Source organism: Ectothiorhodospira marina, from assembly GCF_900109495.1.
In the GTDB taxonomy this organism is placed as follows: Bacteria; Pseudomonadota; Gammaproteobacteria; order Ectothiorhodospirales; family Ectothiorhodospiraceae; genus Ectothiorhodospira; species Ectothiorhodospira marina.
In genome coordinates, this window is record NZ_FOAA01000010.1 from 42,525 (window position 1) to 63,006 (window position 20,482).

At 60.9% G+C, this 20,482-nt stretch carries 20 protein-coding genes; all 20 read right to left on the reverse strand.

Features of this window, described 5'->3' with window-relative positions; translation table 11 throughout:
- Positions 1 to 55: 55 nt before the first annotated feature.
- On the reverse strand, positions 56 to 2,176 hold the full coding sequence (locus tag BMY52_RS09590; RefSeq protein WP_090253827.1) for a chemotaxis protein CheA: 2,121 nt from the start codon (positions 2,174 to 2,176) through the stop codon (positions 56 to 58).
- A 108-nt stretch (positions 2,177 to 2,284) separates the two neighbouring features.
- Complete coding sequence (locus BMY52_RS09595; RefSeq protein ID WP_090253829.1) at positions 2,285 to 3,070, reverse strand: protein phosphatase CheZ; 786 nt, start codon at positions 3,068 to 3,070, stop codon at positions 2,285 to 2,287.
- 9 nt (positions 3,071 to 3,079) lie between these two features.
- A complete protein-coding gene (locus tag BMY52_RS09600) occupies positions 3,080 to 3,460 on the reverse strand; it encodes a chemotaxis response regulator CheY (RefSeq protein ID WP_063465161.1) in 381 nt (126 codons plus the stop codon).
- A 102-nt stretch (positions 3,461 to 3,562) separates the two neighbouring features.
- Positions 3,563 to 4,285 (reverse strand): RNA polymerase sigma factor FliA, encoded by a 723-nt coding sequence (locus tag BMY52_RS09605; RefSeq protein ID WP_177169925.1) that lies wholly within the window; start codon positions 4,283 to 4,285, stop codon positions 3,563 to 3,565.
- Positions 4,286 to 4,296: 11 nt separating this feature from the next.
- The gene (locus BMY52_RS09610) at positions 4,297 to 5,187 is read right to left on the reverse strand and encodes a MinD/ParA family protein (protein ID WP_090253834.1); all 891 of its coding nucleotides are present in this window, start codon (positions 5,185 to 5,187) and stop codon (positions 4,297 to 4,299) included.
- Complete coding sequence (gene flhF / locus BMY52_RS09615; RefSeq protein ID WP_090253836.1) at positions 5,171 to 6,679, reverse strand: flagellar biosynthesis GTPase FlhF; 1,509 nt, start codon at positions 6,677 to 6,679, stop codon at positions 5,171 to 5,173. Before flhF ends, BMY52_RS09610 begins: the two co-directional genes overlap by 17 nt.
- 67 nt (positions 6,680 to 6,746) lie before the next feature.
- A complete protein-coding gene (gene flhA, locus BMY52_RS09620) occupies positions 6,747 to 8,837 on the reverse strand; it encodes a flagellar biosynthesis protein FlhA (RefSeq protein WP_090253838.1) in 2,091 nt (696 codons plus the stop codon).
- A complete protein-coding gene (flhB, locus tag BMY52_RS09625; protein WP_090253840.1) occupies positions 8,838 to 9,995 on the reverse strand; it encodes a flagellar biosynthesis protein FlhB in 1,158 nt (385 codons plus the stop codon). It abuts the gene before it with no gap.
- A 3-nt stretch (positions 9,996 to 9,998) separates the two neighbouring features.
- Positions 9,999 to 10,775, reverse strand: coding sequence for a flagellar biosynthetic protein FliR (gene fliR / locus BMY52_RS09630; RefSeq protein WP_090253841.1), 777 nt, complete (start codon positions 10,773 to 10,775; stop codon positions 9,999 to 10,001).
- 11 nt (positions 10,776 to 10,786) lie between these two features.
- Positions 10,787 to 11,056 carry a flagellar biosynthesis protein FliQ gene (fliQ, locus tag BMY52_RS09635; RefSeq protein WP_090253843.1) on the reverse strand — a complete coding sequence of 90 codons (270 nt, stop codon included), beginning with the start codon at positions 11,054 to 11,056 and terminating at the stop codon, positions 10,787 to 10,789.
- 12 nt (positions 11,057 to 11,068) lie between these two features.
- Positions 11,069 to 11,821: a flagellar type III secretion system pore protein FliP gene (gene fliP, locus BMY52_RS09640; RefSeq protein WP_090253844.1), complete on the reverse strand. Its 753-nt coding sequence runs from the start codon at positions 11,819 to 11,821 to the stop codon at positions 11,069 to 11,071.
- On the reverse strand, positions 11,818 to 12,267 hold the full coding sequence (gene fliO, locus BMY52_RS09645; RefSeq protein ID WP_218140418.1) for a flagellar biosynthetic protein FliO: 450 nt from the start codon (positions 12,265 to 12,267) through the stop codon (positions 11,818 to 11,820). The genes fliP and fliO overlap by 4 nt, the downstream gene beginning before the upstream one ends.
- A gap of 8 nt (positions 12,268 to 12,275) precedes the next feature.
- Positions 12,276 to 12,863, reverse strand: coding sequence for a flagellar motor switch protein FliN (gene fliN, locus BMY52_RS09650; RefSeq protein ID WP_090253846.1), 588 nt, complete (start codon positions 12,861 to 12,863; stop codon positions 12,276 to 12,278).
- 16 nt (positions 12,864 to 12,879) lie between these two features.
- Positions 12,880 to 13,860 carry a flagellar motor switch protein FliM gene (fliM, locus tag BMY52_RS09655; protein ID WP_090253848.1) on the reverse strand — a complete coding sequence of 327 codons (981 nt, stop codon included), beginning with the start codon at positions 13,858 to 13,860 and terminating at the stop codon, positions 12,880 to 12,882.
- A gap of 9 nt (positions 13,861 to 13,869) precedes the next feature.
- Positions 13,870 to 14,385 carry a flagellar basal body-associated FliL family protein gene (locus BMY52_RS09660; RefSeq protein ID WP_090253850.1) on the reverse strand — a complete coding sequence of 172 codons (516 nt, stop codon included), beginning with the start codon at positions 14,383 to 14,385 and terminating at the stop codon, positions 13,870 to 13,872.
- A 265-nt stretch (positions 14,386 to 14,650) separates the two neighbouring features.
- A complete protein-coding gene (locus tag BMY52_RS09665; RefSeq protein ID WP_090253851.1) occupies positions 14,651 to 16,561 on the reverse strand; it encodes a methyl-accepting chemotaxis protein in 1,911 nt (636 codons plus the stop codon).
- Between the two features lie 104 nt (positions 16,562 to 16,665).
- A complete protein-coding gene (locus BMY52_RS09670; protein WP_090253853.1) occupies positions 16,666 to 17,691 on the reverse strand; it encodes a flagellar hook-length control protein FliK in 1,026 nt (341 codons plus the stop codon).
- 59 nt (positions 17,692 to 17,750) lie between these two features.
- Positions 17,751 to 18,188 (reverse strand): flagellar export protein FliJ, encoded by a 438-nt coding sequence (gene fliJ / locus BMY52_RS09675; protein WP_238626678.1) that lies wholly within the window; start codon positions 18,186 to 18,188, stop codon positions 17,751 to 17,753.
- Between the two features lie 11 nt (positions 18,189 to 18,199).
- Positions 18,200 to 19,639 carry a flagellar protein export ATPase FliI gene (gene fliI, locus BMY52_RS09680; protein WP_090253857.1) on the reverse strand — a complete coding sequence of 480 codons (1,440 nt, stop codon included), beginning with the start codon at positions 19,637 to 19,639 and terminating at the stop codon, positions 18,200 to 18,202.
- Positions 19,632 to 20,480, reverse strand: coding sequence for a flagellar assembly protein FliH (locus BMY52_RS09685; protein WP_090253859.1), 849 nt, complete (start codon positions 20,478 to 20,480; stop codon positions 19,632 to 19,634). The genes fliI and BMY52_RS09685 overlap by 8 nt, the downstream gene beginning before the upstream one ends.
- Positions 20,481 to 20,482 lie beyond the last annotated feature (2 nt).

Here is a 20,482-nt window from a genome sequence, read left to right on the forward strand (position 1 = left end):
TCCGTTATCCATGAGCCCATCCAGCGGGCCGCAATGCTACAGAAGAACCCGACATTCACAAACGCCGGGCGTAACTTTTCAACAGACCGGGCACATCCAGGATCAGGGCAATCCCCCCATCGCCGGTGATGGTGGCCCCGGCCAGACCGGGCACTCCATGCAGGACATTCCCCAGTGGCTTGATCACCACTTCTTCCTGACCGATGAGGCTATCCACCACGAACCCCACACGCTGGTTACCCGCAAAGACCACCACCACATGCCCCACACCCTCTCCAGCAGGCGCGTCGCCGGAGATCAGCCAGCGCCGCAGGTAGTAAAGCGGCAAGGAACGGTTGCGCACCATGATGACCTCCTGGTCATCCACTCGGTTGGTGCGCGACAGATCCAGATCAAAGATCTCGCTGACATTGGCCAGCGGCAATGCAAAACGCTGCTTGCCCAGCACCACCATCAACGTGGGCAGGATGGCCAGGGTCAGGGGCAGGCGGATACTGAGCGTGCTGCCCTGCCCCGGTGCCGAGGTGATCTCCACGCGACCGTTGAGTTGGGCGATGCGGGTCTTGACCACATCCATGCCCACGCCGCGACCCGAGACGTCGGAGATCTCCGTCTTGGTGGAAAAGCCCGCCCTGAAGATCAGGTTGAAGGCATCATGATCCGTCAGGCGCCCGGCTGCGTCCTCATCCATCATACCCTTCTCGACGGCCTTCGCCCGCAACACGTCGGGATCCATGCCCTTGCCGTCATCAGAGATGGTCAGCAGGATATGGTCCCCTTCCTGGTTGGCCGACAGAACAACCCGGCCAGCCCGTGGCTTGCCCACCGCCTCGCGCTCATCGGGAGACTCGATGCCATGGTCAACCGCATTGCGTACCAGATGCACCAGAGGATCGGCCAGCGCCTCCACCAGATTCTTGTCCAGATCGGTATCCTCTCCCTCCAGCTCCAGGTTGATCTCTTTCTTGAGCGTACGCGCCAGATCACGGACCACCCGGGGGAAACGACCAAACACCTTCTTGATGGGTTGCATCCGGGTTTTCATGACGGCCGCCTGCAGGTCCGCGGTCACCACGTCCAGGTTGGTCACCGCCTTGGAGACCTGCTCATCCTTCATGCGTGAGCGCAGCGTGGCCAGGCGGTTGCGCACCAGGACCAACTCACCCACCAGGTTCATGATGTCATCCAGGCGCTTGGTATCCACCCGCACTGAAGTCTCCGGGGGCGCCGCTTTGGCTGGCGCTGGCGCAGCCGCGGGCGGCGGAGTGCTGTCGCCACCGGAGGCCGCCTTGGCCGGTGGCACGGACCTGGCCGCCTGGGCCCCGGCCTGATCTGACTGACTGCCCGGCGGTTGCCCGGATTGAGGGCTCTGGCCCTTGCCATGCAACTGATCCAGCAAATTCTCGAATTCGTCCTCGGAGATCAGATCATCCCCGCCCTTGCCAGTCGTCGGCACGGCGGCTGGCCCGTCCGGCTGGCCGCCCTTGCCCTGAAGTTCGTCCAGTAACTGCTCGAACTCTGCGTCCGTGATCTCATCGCTGCCTTGATCAGATCCTTGGGTGGCGGATGCTTTCGGCGGGACACCCCCCCCCGTGGCCGTTCCGGACCCTCCGTTGTCCTTACCTTCCTGCATGGCGTCCAGGAGCGCCTCGAACTCCTCGTCAGTGATATCCCCATCAGCCGCATTTGCGTCCTGCGGGGCTGGCTCCGCCGGGGCAGGTTCTGGCTCGGCGATCACCTCAGGCGCTGCAGCGGCAGGGGGTGACAGATGTGCCGGCTCTTCCCCCTCGGGATAGGTCAGGGGCTCCAGGGCTGCCAGCAGGTGATCAGGTGCCGGTTCGGGCATCTGACCAGCGCGCAACTCATCGAACATCCGATTGAGGACATCCAGCACCTGCAGGATGATATCCATCAGGTTGCTGTCGGCACGTCGCTGTCCCTGGCGCAACAGATTGAATACATCCTCGGCGCGGTGACAGATCTTGACCAGGTTCTCCAGGTTCAGGAACCCCGCGCCGCCCTTGATGGTGTGAAAACTCCGAAAGACGGAGTTCAGCAGATCCTTATCTTCAGGCGTTCGCTCCAACTGCACCAACTGCTCACCGAGGGCGTCCAGGATCTCGCTGGCCTCAATGAGAAAGTCGTTCAGGATTTCGTCGTCGGTGTCCAGAGTCATGCCTTGTTCTCGCGCGTCGTGCGGATGCCCTTCTCACTCCCAGGTTGGCGGCCAACTCCGGGAATTCTGAAATGGGCATACACCCGGGGTGTGGGCCCTTGGAACCGTTCAAAAGCCCAGGCTGGAGAGCAGATCGTCCACATCATCCTGCCCGCTGACCACTTCTCCCTTGTCGGAAGTCCCTGAGACCGCCGGTCCGGTCCCGGCACTGGCGGGACCGGTATTGTCACCGGGATCTGCCGACTTCCTGTCACTGTCGGGTTTGGTAAGTCGCTGTCCTGAAACCTTGACAAGCCCAACTAGGTTATCCTCCAGGTCCTGCACCAGGGTCATGACCCGGCGAATCACCTGACCGGTCAGATCCTGAAAATCCTGGGCCATGAGCACTTCGGACAGCCCCTTGCGCAGCTTCTCCGCATCCCGCTCCGTATCCGCGAGAAAATCGCTCAATTGCTGGCTCACCTGTCTGAATTCCTCAAGGGACATCTCGCGCTGGCGAAAGCGCGCCCATTCCCCACCCAACTCTCCGGCTCGACTGGCCAGCGACTCGGCCACGGGCAGGTTGTCCTCCACTGCATTGAGCGTACGGTGGGCCGCCTGCTCGGTCATGGCCACCACGTAGTTCAGACGCTCCTTGGCATCGGGAATGTCCTGATGAGTGAGTTCAGACAGGCGAGTATCCAGGCGGAAGCTGTTAAGCGCCTCATGCAGATCACGGGTCAGTTTGCCCAGTTCCTGGAACAGCATGCTCTCGTGCATGCGGCCCAGTTCCTCGATCAGATGGCCGGCCTTGTCTTCGTGACCGGCTTCCATCATCTGAACCAGTTCCCGGGCCCGTTCCAGTTGTTCCTTCCTGAACAGGGCCTCTTTGTCACTGTCTTGGCGAGTATCCATGGGGAATGATCAACCGTTTTGCTCGAGGCGTTCGAAGATCCTGTCGATCTTTTCCCGCAGGGTTTCGGCCGTGAACGGCTTGACGATGTAGCCGTTCACGCCCGCCTGGGCCGCCTCCACGATCTGTTCACGCTTGGCTTCCGCGGTCACCATGAGCACCGGCATGTCCTTGATGCGGGGATCCGCCCGGACCGCCCGTAGCAGATCAATACCGGGCATGATGGGCATGTTCCAATCGGTGACCAGAAAATCGAAGTTACCATTTTGCAGCATGGGTAACGCCGTATGTCCGTCATCCGCCTCGGAGGTGTTGTTGTACCCAAGATCCCGCAGCAAGTTCTTGATGATGCGACGCATTGTGGAAAAGTCATCCACAATGAGGATCTTCATATTCTTATCCACAAAAACCTCCAGTGATGCGCAAATCGTTAGCTGCGCGTCCACCGCGCAGAATGAATACGTGTTCCAGACTTCGGCAGCCTTGAGGGCGTCTCAGACCCGGACGCCATCCCCTACCCAGTCGCCCATGCGTGCCTTCAGTCGCATCAGCGCCTGACCATGGAGTTGGCAAACCCGGGATTCGCTGACCCCCAACACCTGGCCAATCTCTCGCAGGTTCAATTCCTCGTCATAATACAGGGACAACACGAGTCTTTCCCGTTCCGGCAACTCGCCGATGTTGTCCACCAGGGCCTTCTTGAAATCGGTTCGCGTCAGATCCATCAGGGGATCCGGCCCATCGGAGGTCAGCAGGTTGTCTACCGAGGAATCCGCATCCCCCAGGTCGTCAAAGCCCAGCACCCGGCTTGAGACTGCATCGCGGAGCATATCCTGATAGGTGGTCATGTCCACACCGAGCGCCTCCGCAATCTCCGCCGCCGAGGCCTCCCGTCCCTCCCGATTCTCGATCTGACGGATCACCTCGCTGATCCGTCGCGAGTGTCGATGGACGGAACGGGGCGTCCAGTCACTGCGACGGACCTCATCCAGCATGGCGCCGCGAATGCGGATACCGGCATAGGTCTCGAAACTGGCACCCTGGGATGGATCATACTGACGGGCAGCCTCCAGCAGGCCGATAATGCCTGACTGAATCAGATCATCGACCTGAACATTGGAAGGCAGGCGCGCCAGCAGGTGATAGGCAATACGCTTCACCAAGGTGACATGCTCATCCACCAGGGTATTGGGGTCCAACTGTTGGCTGGCATACATGGCAAGACCGCTTATGGCGCTGGCTCCAGGTCACTCTGATCGGTATTGATCAGACGTTCCACGAAAAATTCGATCCCCCCCCGGGCCCCCCGCGGCATGGGCCACTGCTCAATGCGCGAGGGCAAGGCCCTGAAGGATCGAGCAGCCGGTGATGAAGGAAAGGCCTCAACCACGGACTGACGACGTTGCACCGCCTTGCGAAGATAATCGTCGTAAGGAATCGAGCCCACATAGTCGAGCATGACATCGTCGAGAAAACGGTCACAGACGGCGACCAGTTTGCGGAACAGACTCCGCCCCTCGTCTTCCTGCTCATTGCGCACCATGTTGGCCAGGATGCGAAACCGCATCACCCCGTGGTCCCGATACAGGACCTTGATCAGTGCATAGGCATCCGTGATGGAAGCCGGTTCATCACAGACCACCACCAACACCTCATGGGCGGCCCGACAGAAACTGGTCACGCTGTCATGGAGACCGGCGGCGGTATCCACCACCAACACATCCAGCGGGTGAGTGAGTTCACTGAAGGCATGGATGATGCCTACATGCTGAGCGCGACCCAGGTCAGCCATATCGGCGATACCCGAAGCTGCCGGCACAATCAGTATACCGTTGGGGCCCTCCACCACCACCTCGTCCAGAGAACAATGTCCCTCCAGTACGTGAGACAGATTCCTCTTGGGCTGCAACCCCAACAGCAGATCCACATTGGCCAGCCCCAGGTCCGCATCCATGAGCATGACGTGCTTGCCTGCACGCGCCATGGCGGCACACAGGTTCACCGACACATTGGTCTTGCCCACCCCCCCCTTGCCGCTGGACACGGCAATCACCCGAACCGGCCGGGACGTATCCCGACGCCCCGAGGCGCTGCTTTGATTCTCACTGGGTGAAGGCATGGGTAAACCTGGCGCTAAGATCGTTGACACTGTCAGGACGCGGGGTCACGTGCGATTGCCGTGCCCGCGACAGGGAACGAGGCCGACGCTCGGAATACCTCTCCGGGGCCTCAAGCGCCGCCGCCGCCATCTGAACCAGCCGCGGGGCACTGGCGGCCAGCAAATCCTCGGGGATCCTCTGGCCTGCACTGATGAAATTAAGCGGCAGCCGGGATGAGATCAGGGCGGACAACACCTCGCCCAGGCTGGCGGCTTCATCCATCTTGGTCAAGATGCAACCCTGGGGCTGCAACCCGCTGAATCCGCTCAGGGTCTCGTCCACCACTGCCTTTTGCACGTTGGCCGCCATGACCAGCATCACCCGGGCAGCAGACGTCGACGTCACCCGGGCAAGCTCATCGAGCATGTCCTTGTCACGCTGATTGGTTCCGGTCGTGTCGATCAATACAAGCCTTTTGGACTTCACCCGCCTAAGCATATCCTTGAGTTGCTGCTCTGTCTGCGCCAGATGAACGGTCACTCCCAGTAACTGACCGATGGTCTGCAACTGACGATGAGCGCCCAGACGATAGACATCGGTGGTGATGATCGCGATGGACTCCTGCCCGTGCCGCAGGCTGACCAGCGCCGCCAGTTTGGCCAGCGTTGTGGTCTTACCCACGCCGCTGGGACCCACAAAGGCAATGATACCATTGTGATCCAGCAGATCATCGTCCGCGATGGGCAGCAGGGCCGCCAACTGGCGCAGGGCCTCGGACCAGCCCTCCACGGGCTCGAACCGACCGGCACCAGGAGCCTCATCCAACTCCACTGCACTGGCCACTGTCCTGGCGACTTCGTGATCCACCCCCATGGAGGCCAGGCGCTGAACAATGGCGGCACGCCAGGGCTCGGAACGGGCAAATTCCTGATCCATCAGTACCGAAAGCTGCTCCTGCAACAACCCGCGCAAACCCTGAATTTCCTTGCGCATGGCCTTGAAGGCAGCATCCTCGGGGTCACCCTGAGCTGCTGTCCCGGCCTTGGCCGGACCCGCCTCCGTCTTGCGGGAGGGACGGCCCTTGGCCTTGGCCGGCGGCTCAACCAGAGGTGTCATCATCGCGCTCAAGGGGTCATCACCCGACGACTCCATCGTGTTCCCGGGGGAGTCCGTATCCCGAGGTCTACGGGCCCAGGAGTCTCCATGACGCGAGGGGGTGGTCCGCCCTCGAGGCGTCGAGGTCGTATCGACACTCAACGAGAGCAGGTCCTCCTCGAGCCCATCGTCCCGCGGCGAGGATTCAGATCCCGAGGCAGCCCGCGGATCTTCCTCATGACCTGCCTGATCCGCCATCTCCGTCACCAGGTCCTCGTCGTAATCGATGGCGGCGATCAGTTCGATCCCTCCGTCCACGCTGCGACTTGAGAGGATCACCGCATCCGGACCCTGGCTGTCACGCACCTGACGAATCGCCTGGCGCATGTCGGGTGCAAAATAGCGTTTAATCTTCATGTCGATACCCGTTATCCGTTTTATCCCGACCCCGGCACATGACCCAGGCCGGTCTGCATTTCACCCGTCAGGTCTCTTCCCGTCCCACGGTGGCCACCACCCGGATCTGCTTGTTATCCGGTATCTCGGTGTAGGCCAGTACATTCAGCCCCCGTACAGCACTGCGTAACCAGCGGGCCATCCAGGGCCGGATGTCGGGCGAGACCACCAGGACGGAGGGTTCTCCGGACATTTCCTGGCGCTTGGAGGCCTCGGCGATGGAGCGTTGCAGGCGTTCAGCCAGCCCCGGCTCGATGCCCAACCCCGCTCCCGAGGCCCCTTGCGAAGACTTCTGCAAAATCTGTTCCAACGAAGGATCAATGGCCAGCAAAGGCAACTCCGAGGCCGTTCCGATGATGTTCTGCACGATGGAACGGGACAGCGACACCCGCACGGCCGCCGTCAGAACGTCGGGATCCTGACTGCGCGGACCATGCTCCGCCAAGGTTTCGGCGATCGTGCGCATGTCACGAATGGGGATCTGTTCCGCCAACAGGTTCTGCATGACCTTGAGCACCACGCCCAGGTTCAGGGTCTTGGGCACCAGGTTCTCCACCAGCTTGGGCGAATGCTTGCCCAGGGTATCCAGGAGGTGCTGCACCTCCTCATGACCCAGCAACTCATGTGCATGATCCCTGAGGATCTGTGACAGATGGGTCGCCACCACCGTCCCGGCATCCACCACGGTGTAGCCCAGTCCCTGGGCCTCTTCCCGCTGCGCGGGATCGATCCACAGGGCATCCAGACCGAAGGTGGGATCCTTGGTGGGTGTGCCTTTCACCTCGCCGAAGACCTGCCCGGGATTGATCGCCATCTCCCGGTCAGTGAAGACTTCGCCCTCCCCCACCGTCACCCCCATCAGGGTGATGCGATAGTGATTGGGACCCAGATCCAGATTGTCACGGATGTGCACCGGCTGAATGAGAAAGCCCAGTTCCTGGGATAGCTTGCGACGCACGCCCTTGATACGCCCCATGAGCTGCCCTCCCTGGGAGCGATCGACCAGGGGGATCAGGCGATAGCCCACCTCCAGCCCGACCAGATCCACGGGAGGGACATCGTCCCAGGTGAGTTCCTTCATCTCCGGGCTCGGCGGCGGTGCTTCGGTTTCCAGTTCGTCGGCCTGGGCCAACTCCAGCGCCTTGCGTCGCTGCATCATGAAGTACCCACTCGTCGCCATCAGCAGGGCCAGACTCAGGAAGACCATATTGGGCATGCCGGGCACCATGCCCAAAGCCCCCACAATGCCCGCTGCCACATACAGCGCCCGTGGTGCGCCAAACAACTGGCTGAGCACCTGCTGGCCCATATCCTGGGCGGTCGATACGCGTGTAACGATGATTGCCGTGGCCGAGGACAACAACAGCGATGGGATCTGCGCCACGAGACCATCACCGATGGTCAGCAGGATATAGTTGGTGGCGGCATCCCCCACGCTCATGCCCTGCTGCAGGGTGCCAATGACCAGTCCACCAATGATATTGATAAACAGGATCAGGATGCCGGCAATGGCATCACCGCGCACAAACTTGCTGGCACCATCCATGGAACCATAGAAATCCGCCTCCTGAGACACCTCTTCGCGTCGGCGGCGGGCCTCATCCTGGGAGATGAGCCCGGAATTGAGATCGGCATCGATGGCCATCTGTTTGCCAGGCATGGCATCCAGTGTGAAACGGGCACTCACCTCCGAGACGCGCCCCGCGCCCTTGGTCACCACCACAAAGTTGATGATCACCAGGATGGCGAAGACCACCAGGCCAACGGCGTAGTTGCCGCCCACCACGAAGTCACCAAAGGCCCCGATGACATTGCCCGCCGCATCGGTGCCGGTATGGCCCTCCAGCAGGATCACCCGGGTCGAGGCCACGTTCAGGGCCAGACGCAGCAGGGTGGCCAACAGCAGCACCGTGGGGAAAACGGCAAACTCCAGCGGCCTTGGCGTGTAAACGGCCACCATGATCACCACCAATGACAGGGCGATATTGAACGTGAACAGCAGATCCAGCGCCAACGGCGGCAGCGGGATCACCATCATCGTCAGCAGCGCCATCAGCAGCATCGGCGCGCCCAGGCCCGACTGCCGGATACTGCGCAGGGCTTCCATCAGGGCACTCATTTACTGTTCCTCCCCACGTGTGGGATCGCGCTTGAGAAATTCACTGGGCACCGGCAGATCATCGGGCGGCGGCGGCTCTTCAGCTCCCTGGCGGTGGGCATGACGCAGTTGATAGACATAGGCCAGAACCTGCGCCACGGCCACATAAAGTCCCGCCGGGATCTCCTGATCCAGACGCGTGCTAAAAAATAGCGCTCGTGCCAGCGGAGGCGCGGAGAACAGGGGCACCCGATGCACCCGCGCCGTCTGACGGATCTCGGCAGCCACTTCGTCCACGCCCCTGGCCACCACCCTGGGCGCGCCCATTTTTGACTGGTCATACTTCAGTGCCACCGCATAGTGGGTGGGGTTGGTCACCACCACATCCGCCTTGGGCACCTCCCCCATCATGCGCCGCTGGGAGATTTCCTGCTGTGTCTGGCGGATCTTGCTCTTCACCTCCGGCTTGCCTTCCGTCTCCTTGAACTCGTCCTTGACCTCCTGCTTGGTCATGCGCAATTGCCGCTGGTGATTCCAGATCTGAAACGGCACATCAATGATCGTCACCAGGATCATCGAGACACTCAAGACCACAAAGGTCCAGGCAATCAGATAACCGGCATGGACCACCCCTGGCACCATGTCTTGGGCGCCCAGGCCGACGATGCGTCCGGAGAGGGTCCACAACAGCAAGGAGGCCACGGCAGAGATCAGCGAAAACTTCGCCAGAGTCTTGCCCAGCTCCATGGCGCCCTGGGGGCCAAAGATCCGTTTGATACCCTTGATGGGGCTCAGTTTATCCGGCTTGGGCGCCATGCCCTGGGGCCGGAAACGCCCACCTCCCATCACCACCGGCCCGACGATGGCCGCCACCACCAGGATAACCATCATGGGTGCCAGCACCAGCAGGGCTTCGGCAATGCGGTGCTCAAGGGCTGTCAACATGAAGGCGGGATCAAAGATGCGCGCCCGATCCACCATGAAGCTGCGTCGGATCAGTTCCTGAATCCGATTGAGCATGTCGCCACCGAGCATCAGCAGCGTCCCCGAACCCGCCAGCAACACCAAGGTGGTGTTGAGTTCCTTGGAACTGGCCACCTGCCCCTTATCCTGGGCATCACGCAGACGTTTGGGGGTGGGTTCTTCGGTTTTCTCCTGAGAAGTCTCGTTTTCAGCCATGAGCTAACTCCCCAGCATCCGTGTGATCACAGTGAATGCCGCCATGGCCAGATCCTCGATTCGAGGGATGAGCGCGGGCAACGTGAACATGATGAGAATGAACCCCAACAGGATCATCATGGGGAATCCCACCGCAAAGATGTTCAACTGCGGCGAGGCACGGGTAATCACTCCCATGGATAAATTGACCATGAGCATGGCGGACACAATGGGCAGGCCCACCAGCAGGGCCCCCACATACATGGTCGAGCCGAACTGCACCACGGTCCACATATCCACCCGGTTCAGGCCGTCCACCGCCACCGGCATCAACTCAAAGCTCCGCACGATCATCTCCAGCATCACCAGATGACCATTCATCGCCAGAAAGATCAAAGTGCCCATGATCACGAAGAACTGCGACACCACCGGTACCTGAACGCCCATTGCCGGATCCACCATGGAGGCATAACCCAGCCCCATGGACAGGGCGATGGATTCACCTGCCATGGTCAGGGCACTCAATACCATCTGCATGATGAAACCCATGGTGACGCCAATCAGCACCTGTTGGGCGGTGACCACCAGCCCCTCCAGACTGAACGGCGACACGGAAGGTGGTTCGGGCAGCAGGGGGGCCACCATCAGCGCCAACACCAGGGCCAGCACGATACGAATCCGGACCGGGACCGTGCCTGCACCAAAGATGGGGGCCGCCAGCAACATGGCGCTGATGCGCACGAAAGGCCATACGAAAGCGGCGACCAGGGCAATGAGTTCGGTTTCGGTGAAACTGAACATGGGGCCGCCACCTATCCGATCAGGCCGGGGATGGCGTCGTAGAGGCGGGTCACGTAATTGACCAGAAGATCCAGCATCCAGCTTCCAAAGACGATCAAGGCGGCGAACATGCCCAATAGCTTGGGAATGAACGACAGGGTCATCTCCTGGATGGAGGTGGCAGCCTGGATCATGCCGATGAACAACCCGATACCCAGCCCGGCAAGAAGTACCGGGGCAGAGAGCATGATGATGGTCATAATGGCTTCCTGGCCCACTTCAACGACGGTTTCGGGGGTCATATCGGCCTCCTCTCAGGCAAAAAAACTGGTCGCCAGGGTGCCCATGATCAGGGCCCAACCGTCCACCAGCACGAACAGCATGATCTTGAAGGGCAACGAGATGATCAGTGGCGAGAGCATCATCATCCCCATGGACATCAGCACGCTGGCCACCACCAGGTCTATGATCAGGAACGGAATCAGGATCAGGAAGCCGATCTGGAAGGCGGTCTTGAGTTCACTGGTGACGAATGAGGGCACCAGCACCGAGAACGGTACATCCTCGGGTGTCTCGAAACTCTCATACCCGCCTATCCGGGCAAACATGGCGATATCCGTTTCCCGGGTCTGCTCCAGCATGAAGTCCCGCATGGGCCCCCAGGCCCGCTGCACCAGCTCTTCCTGAGAGATTTCTTCTGCCACGAAGGGCTGGATGGCCTCCTCATTCACGGCCTGAAAGACCGGCGCCATGATGAAGAAGGTGAGAAACAGCGCCAGACCGATGAGGATCTGGTTGGAAGGCGTCTGGGTGGTACCGATGCCCTGACGCAGAATACCCAGCACGATGATGATGCGCGTGAAGGACGTCAGCATGATGAGCGCCGCCGGCAGCAGGCTCATCAAGGTCATCAGGATCAGGATCTGCAGGGTGACCGAATAGGTCTCACCACCATTGGCGTCAGGCTCCACGGTCAGGATGTCGAATCCTGCCTGGGCCAGGGCCGTATCCAGGGGCAACAGGGCCAGTAGTGGCAACCACAGGGCCCACCCGACACGGGGTTTCATGACGACGTCCCCTGACCGCTCATGGCGGTCCGCAAACGCTGGGCGAAAGAGGGATCGGCGCCCTTGGCCGCCGCGGGGTTCACCTCAATGGGCCGCTCCAGCACGTGCAGCGTCTGCACGCGGCCCGGGGCCACCCCCACCACCATCTGCACATCACCAACCTGCACCAGCACCATGCGCTCCCGGGAACCCAGCGAGACACTACCAAGCACACGGAATTCACTGGAGAGTCCACCGGACAAACCATGAATGCGGCGCAGCACAAAGCCCAGCGCCACAATGGCCACCACCACCACCATCAGGCCCAGCACCAATTGCAGTAAATACGCGCCACCGTCGCCGGTCATACCCAGACCCGGCGCGCCACGGGGAGCCTCCTCGGCCGCCAGCAGCCAAGGCAGACACAGCAGCCCCAGGGCCATCACGATTTGTGTTGCAGTGCGCATGGTGAACCTCACTTGAGCTTTCTCACCCGTTCCGCCGGGCTGATGACATCAGTGAGCCGAATGCCGAATTTCTCGTTGACCACCACCACTTCGCCATGGGCCACCAATGTGCCGTTGACCATGACATCCAGGGGTTCACCGGCCAGGCGGTCCAGTTCCACCACCGACCCCTGGTTCAATTGCAAGAGGTTACGGATGGGTATCTTGGTGCGGCCGATCTCCATGGAGATGGTGACCGGCACGTCCAGGATCACGTCCAGATTCAGGTCCGGATCCCCTTTGCCTTTCTTGGATTCATCCATGAGATCCTCAAACTCCGCCCGGGAGACCTTCTTGGCCCCCATGGCCGCCGAGCTCTCACCTGCATGTTCGAAATCATCCTTTTTGGCCGCCTTGGCATCAGCTTTCTGTTCCTCGGCGTCCTTCATGGAGGCTTCCTGTTCAGCCAGGAGCTGATCCAGATCATCCTGCGCATTCTGGTCGTCTTCCTTGCCCTCAGGCTGCTCCTTGCTCTCGGCTTCGGCCTGCTCCGCCAGAGCGGCAGCCCAGGGATCCTCGGCATCAGCCGCGTTGTCCTGATCGTTCTTTTCACTCATGGTAGCCTCCTGATAATCAGTTAGAGAGCTTCACTTGCCCTGCAATCTTCAAGGCGTTCAGTCCATTGGAGACGCCAAACTCTCCCCGCAGGACCGGCACGTCCTCTGCCCGGAGAATGATGTTTTCAGGCATCTCGATGGGAATGACGTCACCGGGCTTGAGGTTGATCATCTCCGCCACGGTCAACTCGGCCTCTGCCAGGGTCGCGCTGATCTCCACCTCGATCATTTTCAATTCTTCCCGAAGAGCCTTGGGCCAGCGATCATCCACATCGGCGCGGTCACTTTGCAGGCCGGTATCCAGCTGATCCCGGATCGGCTCGATCATTGCGTAGGGCATGGTGATGTGGAACTCCCCACCACCGCCATCCAGTTCCACCTGAAAGGAACAGACCACGACCACTTCGGTGGGACTGACGATATTGGCGAACTGCGGATTGACTTCCGAGCGGCTGTATTCGAATTCCAGATCCATCACCGGGGCCCAGGCCTGCTGGTAATCCTTGAAAGCCTGCTCGAGCAGCATGCGGATCACTCTCAGTTCCGTGGGCGTGAACTCCCGGCCTTCGATCTTGGCGGGGTAACGTCCATCCCCACCAAAAAAATTGTCCACCAGGATGAAGACCAGCTTGGGATCAATCACGAACAGGGCTGTCCCTCTCAAGGGTTTGACACGAACCATGTTCAGGCTGGTGGGCAGATACAGTGAGTGGACATACTCACCGAACTTCATCATCTTCAATCCGAGCACCGAAATCTCGGCGGACCGGCGCAGCAGCTCAAACACACCGATACGCATATACCGGGCGAAGCGTTCGTTGATCATGTCCAGGGTCGGCATCCGCCCCCTTACGATGCGGTCCTGGGTGGTCAGATCATAACCACGCGCCACCCCATCATGGGCCAAGAAATCCTCCTCGGTTTCCACCGCCCCGCTATCGACCCCGTGCAAGAGGGCATCAATCTCGTCCTGGGAAAGAACATCATTGGTCGGCATGGCCCAGCCTCACTGCATCACCAGGTTATTGAAATAGATCGCTTCCACGTTCGCGGGCGCACCGCGCTGCTCAAGTACGCTGCGAATTTCCTCCAGCACTTCCTGGCGTAAAATCTCCTTGCCTTCCGCGGTGACCAATTGGTCATACGTCTTCTGGCTCAGCAACAACATCAGGTTGTTGCGTATCACCGGCATGTGCCTTTCCACTGCCTGAAAGACGTCTTCATTGCGCGCCATCACCACAATGCCCACCTGGGCAAACCGGATACGCTCCGAACCCGAGAAATTCACCACCAGGGGTGGATCCAGCGGCAGGTATTGGGCTTCGGGAATCACGGTCTCTTCCTCCGCGGCGTTCGACCCGGGCATGACCAGGAAATACCAAGCGGCAGCCCCTCCCACGCCTGCGGCCACCACAAAGGTCAACAACACAATCAGGATCAGTTTCAAGGTGCCCCCCTTGCCACCGCCTTTGCCGGCATTGGGATTCAGGTCGAGCTTGCTTTTTTCAGGTTTCTTGGCCATCGAATGGTCTCCCTCTTCTGGAGTTGATGCAAGGCATATGCCATGCAGGAAGCCCCCAAAAATCAACTCTCAATCAATACGTTAAAATAAACCCGCCAAACGCTGCGCCAGAATTTTGACAGATATCGCAAACGCAAAGACGCCCCCTGCTCCTGGAGAAGCAGGGGGCGTGTCAAACCTGGGGGAGTCTAACGAAGTACCGAACTTTCTGCAGGCATGATGGCGGATGGCCCAGCCTTTGGGCCGATCGTTCAGGCGAGCAGGGTCAGATCTTGAATCGGCCCACCGACGATTGCAGATCGGCTGCCAAGCGGGCCAGCTCCTCGCTGGCGCGGGCAATCTGGTCCGAGCCGGTTGCCGTCTGCTCGACGGCATGGCTGATATTGTTGATATTGCGGTTGATCTCCTCCGCGACCGCAGACTGTTCCTCTGCAGCGCTGGCGATCTGCGCGTTCATGTCGTTGATGTTACCCACAGACTGGTTGATGGACTGCAGGCTCTGGCCTGCCGAAGCCGCCTGCTCAACACTATCCCGCGCCTTGGTACGGCTGGTTGTCATGGTCCGTACGGCCTCATGCGTTCCCGCTTGGAGACGCTCGATGATGCCACGGATATCGTTGGTGGACTCCTGTGTACGACTGGCCAGCGTGCGCACCTCATCGGCCACCACCGCGAAGCCACGGCCCTGCTCACCGGCTCGGGCCGCTTCAATGGCCGCGTTCAGGGCCAACAGATTGGTCTGTTCCGCCACATCGCGAATCACATCCAGCACCTTGCCAATCTCGTCACTTTGATGAGACACCTGCTCAATCGCCCGCCCCGCGTTCTCCACCTCCTGAGCCAGTGTCTCGATGGCATCAATCGTCCGGGCCACCACCGCATTGCCGGCATGTGCCTCCTGATTCGTACCGGTCGCTGCCTGGGCCGCCTCGGAAGCATTGCGAGCAACATCCTGAACCGTGGTGGCCATCTCATTCATCGCTGTAGCCACTTGATCCGATTCACTTTGCTGTCGTTTGATCTGCTGGACTGTTGCCTCGGTGGTCGCTGAGAGCTGCTCCGCTGCCGCGGCCACCTGAGTGGCAGCACCGACAATCTGCCGCACCAACTGGTGAATCTTGTCTACAAAACCGTTGAAGGACTGGGAAAGTTGTGACAGTTCGTCACGCCCCTGGGCGGGCAGACGCTGCGTAAGGTCACCATCCCCCTGGGCAATCTCATCCATGCGCTGTGCCGCGAGTCTCAGGGGTACCACAATGCCACGGGCGATGAACCAGGCCGCCAACAGTCCACCCAGCATGACCAACGCACCAATACCCAGAACGAGCCCCAGCGCCTGACGGTACTGCGCCACGTAGTCGCTGCGGTCAATCATCACCTCCAACACTCCGACAGGCCGGCCCGCAAAATCCACCACCGACCCTGCATAGATGGCGGCGGCTTGCCCCTGATGCTCGATGGTTTGCAAAAGGTTTTCGCCATCCATCACCCGGTCGAGATGATCCTCACGGAGGCGATCCGGGCCACCGATGGTGCCGGCAAACGTCTCAAAACCCCGTTCACCGCGAATATGCAACGCCGCATGAACACCGTACTTCTCGGTGAAATCCTGAAAAAACGGCTCTCCAAAGGACAACCCGAACTCCACCACCCCCACCTGTTCACCCTGATGGCGAACCGGAGTGACACCACGCACACCCAGGCCAGCGACACCGCGCTCGAGTCCCCTCACCGATCGCCCCTGACGATTGGCCTGAACCACGGTTTCCCGCATATTGCGCAGATCGTCGCCGTAACGCTCCAGCATGTGCAGACGCAGAAAGGAGGTGGCAGGCGCCGTCAGAAACTGGAACTGGACGGCATCATATTCATCGCGCATGCGCTCAAAGACAGGCAGGGTCAGTTCGGTTAATGTCTCGCGCTCACGCTCCGCAAAGGCCCGTTGCACGTTCGGCGAACTGGCCACCACTTCGGCCTGGGCCTGCGCCCGCAGACTGGTCTCCTCCACGGACGTCTGCAACGCCATGAACAGATCCTCCAGTTGCCGCAGCTGAGCGCGTTCGGTGATCTGGCTGATCGCATTGAGAGCCACGGGTATGACCAGTCCCAAGGTAGCCAAAAGGACCAGGGCAATCCCCACCATCAAGCGGATACCGATGCGAACGTTGCTCAACATGTCCTTTCACTCTCCTTTCGTCTCTGTCCCTGATGGATGACAGGCGTCATTTCCGTTCATGGAACACAGGGCGCATCGGTTCCCGACAGGCACCCAAGCCGGGTTCAGGCGTAAGCGTCCAGCAGGCCCGATTGCCGATCAGGGGCGGGGCCCTCCAGGGACTCGGACGTGAACGCGCCCTCTGCCCGTGCCGCTCCGCCCGACGGGCCCTCATCCTGAGGGGACTGCCCACCCTCGCCCCCTTCGCGGTGCGAGACATCCACATCACCGAGCTGTACACCGTTTTCGGCAAACATCTCCCGCAGCCGAGGGATGGCAGCATCCAGGGTATCCCGAGTGGCCGCGTGGGGCGCGAGAAACTGCACATTGGCGCGATCTCCCTCCATGGACACGCGGATCTCCAGCGGCCCCAGATGGGGTGGGTTCAGGCGCAACTCGGCCCCCTGCACATTCTGGTTCACCATCCAGAGCACCCGGTTGCCCACTGCCTCATTCCATTTGGACTGCGACATATTGGGTTGCGGCATGGGCACCTCCAGGGCCATGACTCGTGGACCCTGTTGCTGAGATGCAGGCTGCAGGCCCAGCGAGACATCCCCGGCCAACTGGACGGACAGCCCCTCCTTGCCCGCCCCCTCCGCCTGGGAGGTCGCACGGGCCAGCAGGGATTCGATGGACTGCATCTGCATTTGGGCCGGTGCCTGACCCTCGACGCCACCCCGCCACACCTGTGCCATGGCCGACACCAGTTGATTGGGCCGATTGCCCGGTTCCGCTGCCGGGAGCGGCAAGACCTGGCCGGACTCAGGCAACTCCTCCGCCCCCTTCAGAGCATGGAGCATGGCGAAAAGCCCCTCTGCATCGGCCTCGCCCTGTTCCTCCATCAAGGCCCTGAGCTTGTCGGCATCCAGATCAGTCGGCAACACAAGCCCCTCCGGAAGCTGACCGCCGAGCTCACCCGGTAAATCCGCCTCCAGATCCTGAAAATACAGTAAAAGACTCTCCCAGAAGTCTCCCCCCTCGACCAGTTCCTCCTGAAGTTCAGGCGGCAATTCCTTGACGAACTGCGCCAGGCTGCCTTCCCCGGAGCCCCGTGTTGACGGGGGTAGTTGCATGATGGGCATATCCATGACGGGATACCTATGTGGTGATCACTCTTGTCCAATTAACAATCAATAAACGTGCCGATCTAAAAATCGGGTTTGCGTCTCACATTGCGATCATCCTGCTCAGCCTGTTCCCGCCGATCCACCTCGTAACGCTCCTCGCGCTCAAATCGCTCAACCACACGGTTGATCGCTTCGGTACGCCCCCGGGCCTCCACCCATTGACCCCGGCTGCGCTCCAGCTCTGCCCTTGCCGCCTGCACCAGCTTCATCTGTTGATCAATGGCCTGGTTGAGTCGTGACAGGAATAACCGGTAGTCACGCACGCCCACGCCATTGAGGGGAACGGAGGTACTGGATTCAAATCGCTGCGCATATTCATCGCGATAACCGCTCAATTCATCCAGCCTGGCGAGGCGGTCATCCAGGACCTTCTGCCAATCCCCCAGTTGACGCGCAGCAGTCTGCTGTCGGGTGTCGGCCAACCGGGCCACGGGTTCCATACGTTTGGATCGATTCATCGCATCTCACCTCACGACGCTATTCCACGACCTGCATTGACATCCTCCTGAGCGGGCCTTTCTGCCTGCACCGCGCTCCGTCTGGAAACCAACTCTTCCAAATCCCGCAGGCTCTTCTTGAAGTTCACGGCTTCTCGCAGATCCTGCTGCAAAAATCGCTCAAGACGGGGGAACAGGGCAATGGCCTCGTCCACACGGGGGTCGGCCCCCTTTTGATAGGCGCCTACGCTGATCAGGTCGCGATTTTGCTGATATTGTGAATACAATTGTTTGAACTGACGCGCTGCCTGCACATGCCCCGGGTCGACAATGTCATTCATCACCCGCGACACCGAGGCCTCCACATCAACGGCCGGGTAACGTCCCGTATCGGCGATACGCCGGGAGAGGACCACATGCCCATCCAGGATGGCACGAGCCGCGTCGGAAATCGGATCATTGGTGTCATCCCCCTCCGCCAGTACCGTGTAAAACGCTGTGATCGAGCCTGAGCCCCGATCCCCATTGCCGGCGCGCTCCACCAATTGCGGCAGACGGGCAAAAACCGAAGGCGTGTAGCCCTTGGTGGCAGGCGGTTCGCCGATGGCCAGGGAGATCTCCCGCTGCGCCTGGGCAAAGCGGGTCAGCGAGTCCATCAACAGCAGCACGTTGTGTCCCTTGTCGCGGAAATATTCGGCAATGCTGGTGGCCAGCATGGCGCCATGCAGACGCATCAACGGGGGATGGTCAGCGGGCACAGCCACCACCACCGCCCGCGCCATGCCCTCCGGCCCCAGGATCTTCTGCACGAATTCGTTGACCTCACGTCCGCGCTCGCCGATCAGCCCCACCACGGTGATATCCGCCGCGGTGTAACGGGTCATCATCCCCAACAGCACACTCTTGCCCACGCCACTGCCCGCAAACAGGCCCATGCGCTGACCCCGCCCCACGGTGAGCAATCCATTGATGGCACGGATCCCCACGTCCAGCGGCTCATGAATGGGTTCACGTGCCAGTGGGTTGATGGGCCTGCCATTCAGCGACACATGATCATCGCATTGGGGCAATCCCCCCCCATCCAGAGGCCGGCCCGAGCCATCCAGAACCCGGCCCAGCAAAGCTTCTCCCACCAGCGTCTCCCGTGCATGACGCGTGGGAATCACCCGGGCTCCCGGTGTCAGGCCGCTGATATCGCCCACGGGCATCAGATAGGTCCGCTCCCCGGAAAAACCCACCACCTCCGCCTCGACCTCCTGGCCACCCAGACTGACGACACGACACCGGCCACCGACGGAAACCTGACACCCTTCCGCCTCCAGAGTCAGCCCCACCATGCGCACCAGGCGACCCTCGGCCACCACCGAGCGGGCATGTTCGAGGCGACCCCGATAGCGCTTCAGACGCGCCTCAAGCCGTGCGATACGGGCCTGGGGGGCAATCAACCGGGGAATGATGGCGGCCTCACCCATTCTCGCCGCCAGAACCCGCTACCCGGGGGTCGTGGGAAGGCGCCAGTTCAGCCTCCCGGGCAGGCTTTGGCCGTGCCGATACAAGGGCTTCGGTCGGGTTGTCCTCCTCAATGTGGTCACTGCGGCGCTCGCCGCCCCACACCGATGCAATCACGGCATTCAGCCTCGCTTCCAGACTGGCATCCACCCTTGAGGTATCCGTCTCCAGCTTGACGCCCCCCCGGCTGAGCGTGGGGTCATCCACCACCGACCAAGGTCGCTCAAGATCATTGAGATGCAGTGCATCCTTGACCAGCTTGGCATCCTGGGGATGCAGATACAGCCTGACCTTGCGATCAGCACTGGGCAGTACACTCAGGGCTTCACGCAATACCGCCACGACGGCCGATGGATCCGTGCGCAGTTCGCGGCGAACCAACTGTCTGGCCACGGCGATGGCCAGCTGTACCAACTCCTCCTCGATCACCGCATCCAGTTCTTCGTAGGGAGTCACCAGCCCCTGGAGCAACCGGTCCCAGGCCTTTAACCGCTGCTCGGTGGTCTTTTCGGCTGCCTTGACGCCCTTGGCCTCACCATCCTTGTATCCCATCTCGCGCCCGGTGCTCAGCCCCTCTTCGTAGCCGGCTTCCCGTCCCCGCTCAAATCCAGCCTGATAGGCCTGATCCTCGATCTCGCGAATGCGCTCCGCGGTGGGTAACATCAAGCCCGCATCGGCATCGGTCTCCTCGTCGGCCTGCGCCTCAGGTTCGGGAGCCGGCGGCGGGTCGCCCACCTCGGGGATCTTCCACAACTGGGCCTGGCCGGCCTGGGCCTGGGGAATCACGCGTTCGTTGCCACCCATGC

What these genes read in the sequence shown, in the direction of transcription:
- BMY52_RS09590 (WP_090253827.1), bottom strand. Translation starts at nt 2,176, where the DNA reads ATGACTCTGGACACCGACGACGAAATCCTGAACGACTTTCTCATTGAG.
- BMY52_RS09595 (WP_090253829.1), bottom strand. Translation starts at nt 3,070, where the DNA reads ATGGATACTCGCCAAGACAGTGACAAAGAGGCCCTGTTCAGGAAGGAA.
- BMY52_RS09600 (WP_063465161.1), bottom strand. Translation starts at nt 3,460, where the DNA reads ATGAAGATCCTCATTGTGGATGACTTTTCCACAATGCGTCGCATCATC.
- BMY52_RS09605 (WP_177169925.1), bottom strand. Translation starts at nt 4,285, where the DNA reads ATGTATGCCAGCCAACAGTTGGACCCCAATACCCTGGTGGATGAGCAT.
- BMY52_RS09610 (WP_090253834.1), bottom strand. Translation starts at nt 5,187, where the DNA reads ATGCCTTCACCCAGTGAGAATCAAAGCAGCGCCTCGGGGCGTCGGGAT.
- flhF (WP_090253836.1), bottom strand. Translation starts at nt 6,679, where the DNA reads ATGAAGATTAAACGCTATTTTGCACCCGACATGCGCCAGGCGATTCGT.
- flhA (WP_090253838.1), bottom strand. Translation starts at nt 8,837, where the DNA reads ATGAGTGCCCTGATGGAAGCCCTGCGCAGTATCCGGCAGTCGGGCCTG.
- flhB (WP_090253840.1), bottom strand. Translation starts at nt 9,995, where the DNA reads ATGGCTGAAAACGAGACTTCTCAGGAGAAAACCGAAGAACCCACCCCC.
- fliR (WP_090253841.1), bottom strand. Translation starts at nt 10,775, where the DNA reads ATGTTCAGTTTCACCGAAACCGAACTCATTGCCCTGGTCGCCGCTTTC.
- fliQ (WP_090253843.1), bottom strand. Translation starts at nt 11,056, where the DNA reads ATGACCCCCGAAACCGTCGTTGAAGTGGGCCAGGAAGCCATTATGACC.
- fliP (WP_090253844.1), bottom strand. Translation starts at nt 11,821, where the DNA reads ATGAAACCCCGTGTCGGGTGGGCCCTGTGGTTGCCACTACTGGCCCTG.
- fliO (WP_218140418.1), bottom strand. Translation starts at nt 12,267, where the DNA reads ATGCGCACTGCAACACAAATCGTGATGGCCCTGGGGCTGCTGTGTCTG.
- fliN (WP_090253846.1), bottom strand. Translation starts at nt 12,863, where the DNA reads ATGAGTGAAAAGAACGATCAGGACAACGCGGCTGATGCCGAGGATCCC.
- fliM (WP_090253848.1), bottom strand. Translation starts at nt 13,860, where the DNA reads ATGCCGACCAATGATGTTCTTTCCCAGGACGAGATTGATGCCCTCTTG.
- BMY52_RS09660 (WP_090253850.1), bottom strand. Translation starts at nt 14,385, where the DNA reads ATGGCCAAGAAACCTGAAAAAAGCAAGCTCGACCTGAATCCCAATGCC.
- BMY52_RS09665 (WP_090253851.1), bottom strand. Translation starts at nt 16,561, where the DNA reads ATGTTGAGCAACGTTCGCATCGGTATCCGCTTGATGGTGGGGATTGCC.
- BMY52_RS09670 (WP_090253853.1), bottom strand. Translation starts at nt 17,691, where the DNA reads ATGGATATGCCCATCATGCAACTACCCCCGTCAACACGGGGCTCCGGG.
- fliJ (WP_238626678.1), bottom strand. Translation starts at nt 18,188, where the DNA reads ATGAATCGATCCAAACGTATGGAACCCGTGGCCCGGTTGGCCGACACC.
- fliI (WP_090253857.1), bottom strand. Translation starts at nt 19,639, where the DNA reads ATGGGTGAGGCCGCCATCATTCCCCGGTTGATTGCCCCCCAGGCCCGT.
- BMY52_RS09685 (WP_090253859.1), bottom strand. Translation starts at nt 20,480, where the DNA reads ATGGGTGGCAACGAACGCGTGATTCCCCAGGCCCAGGCCGGCCAGGCC.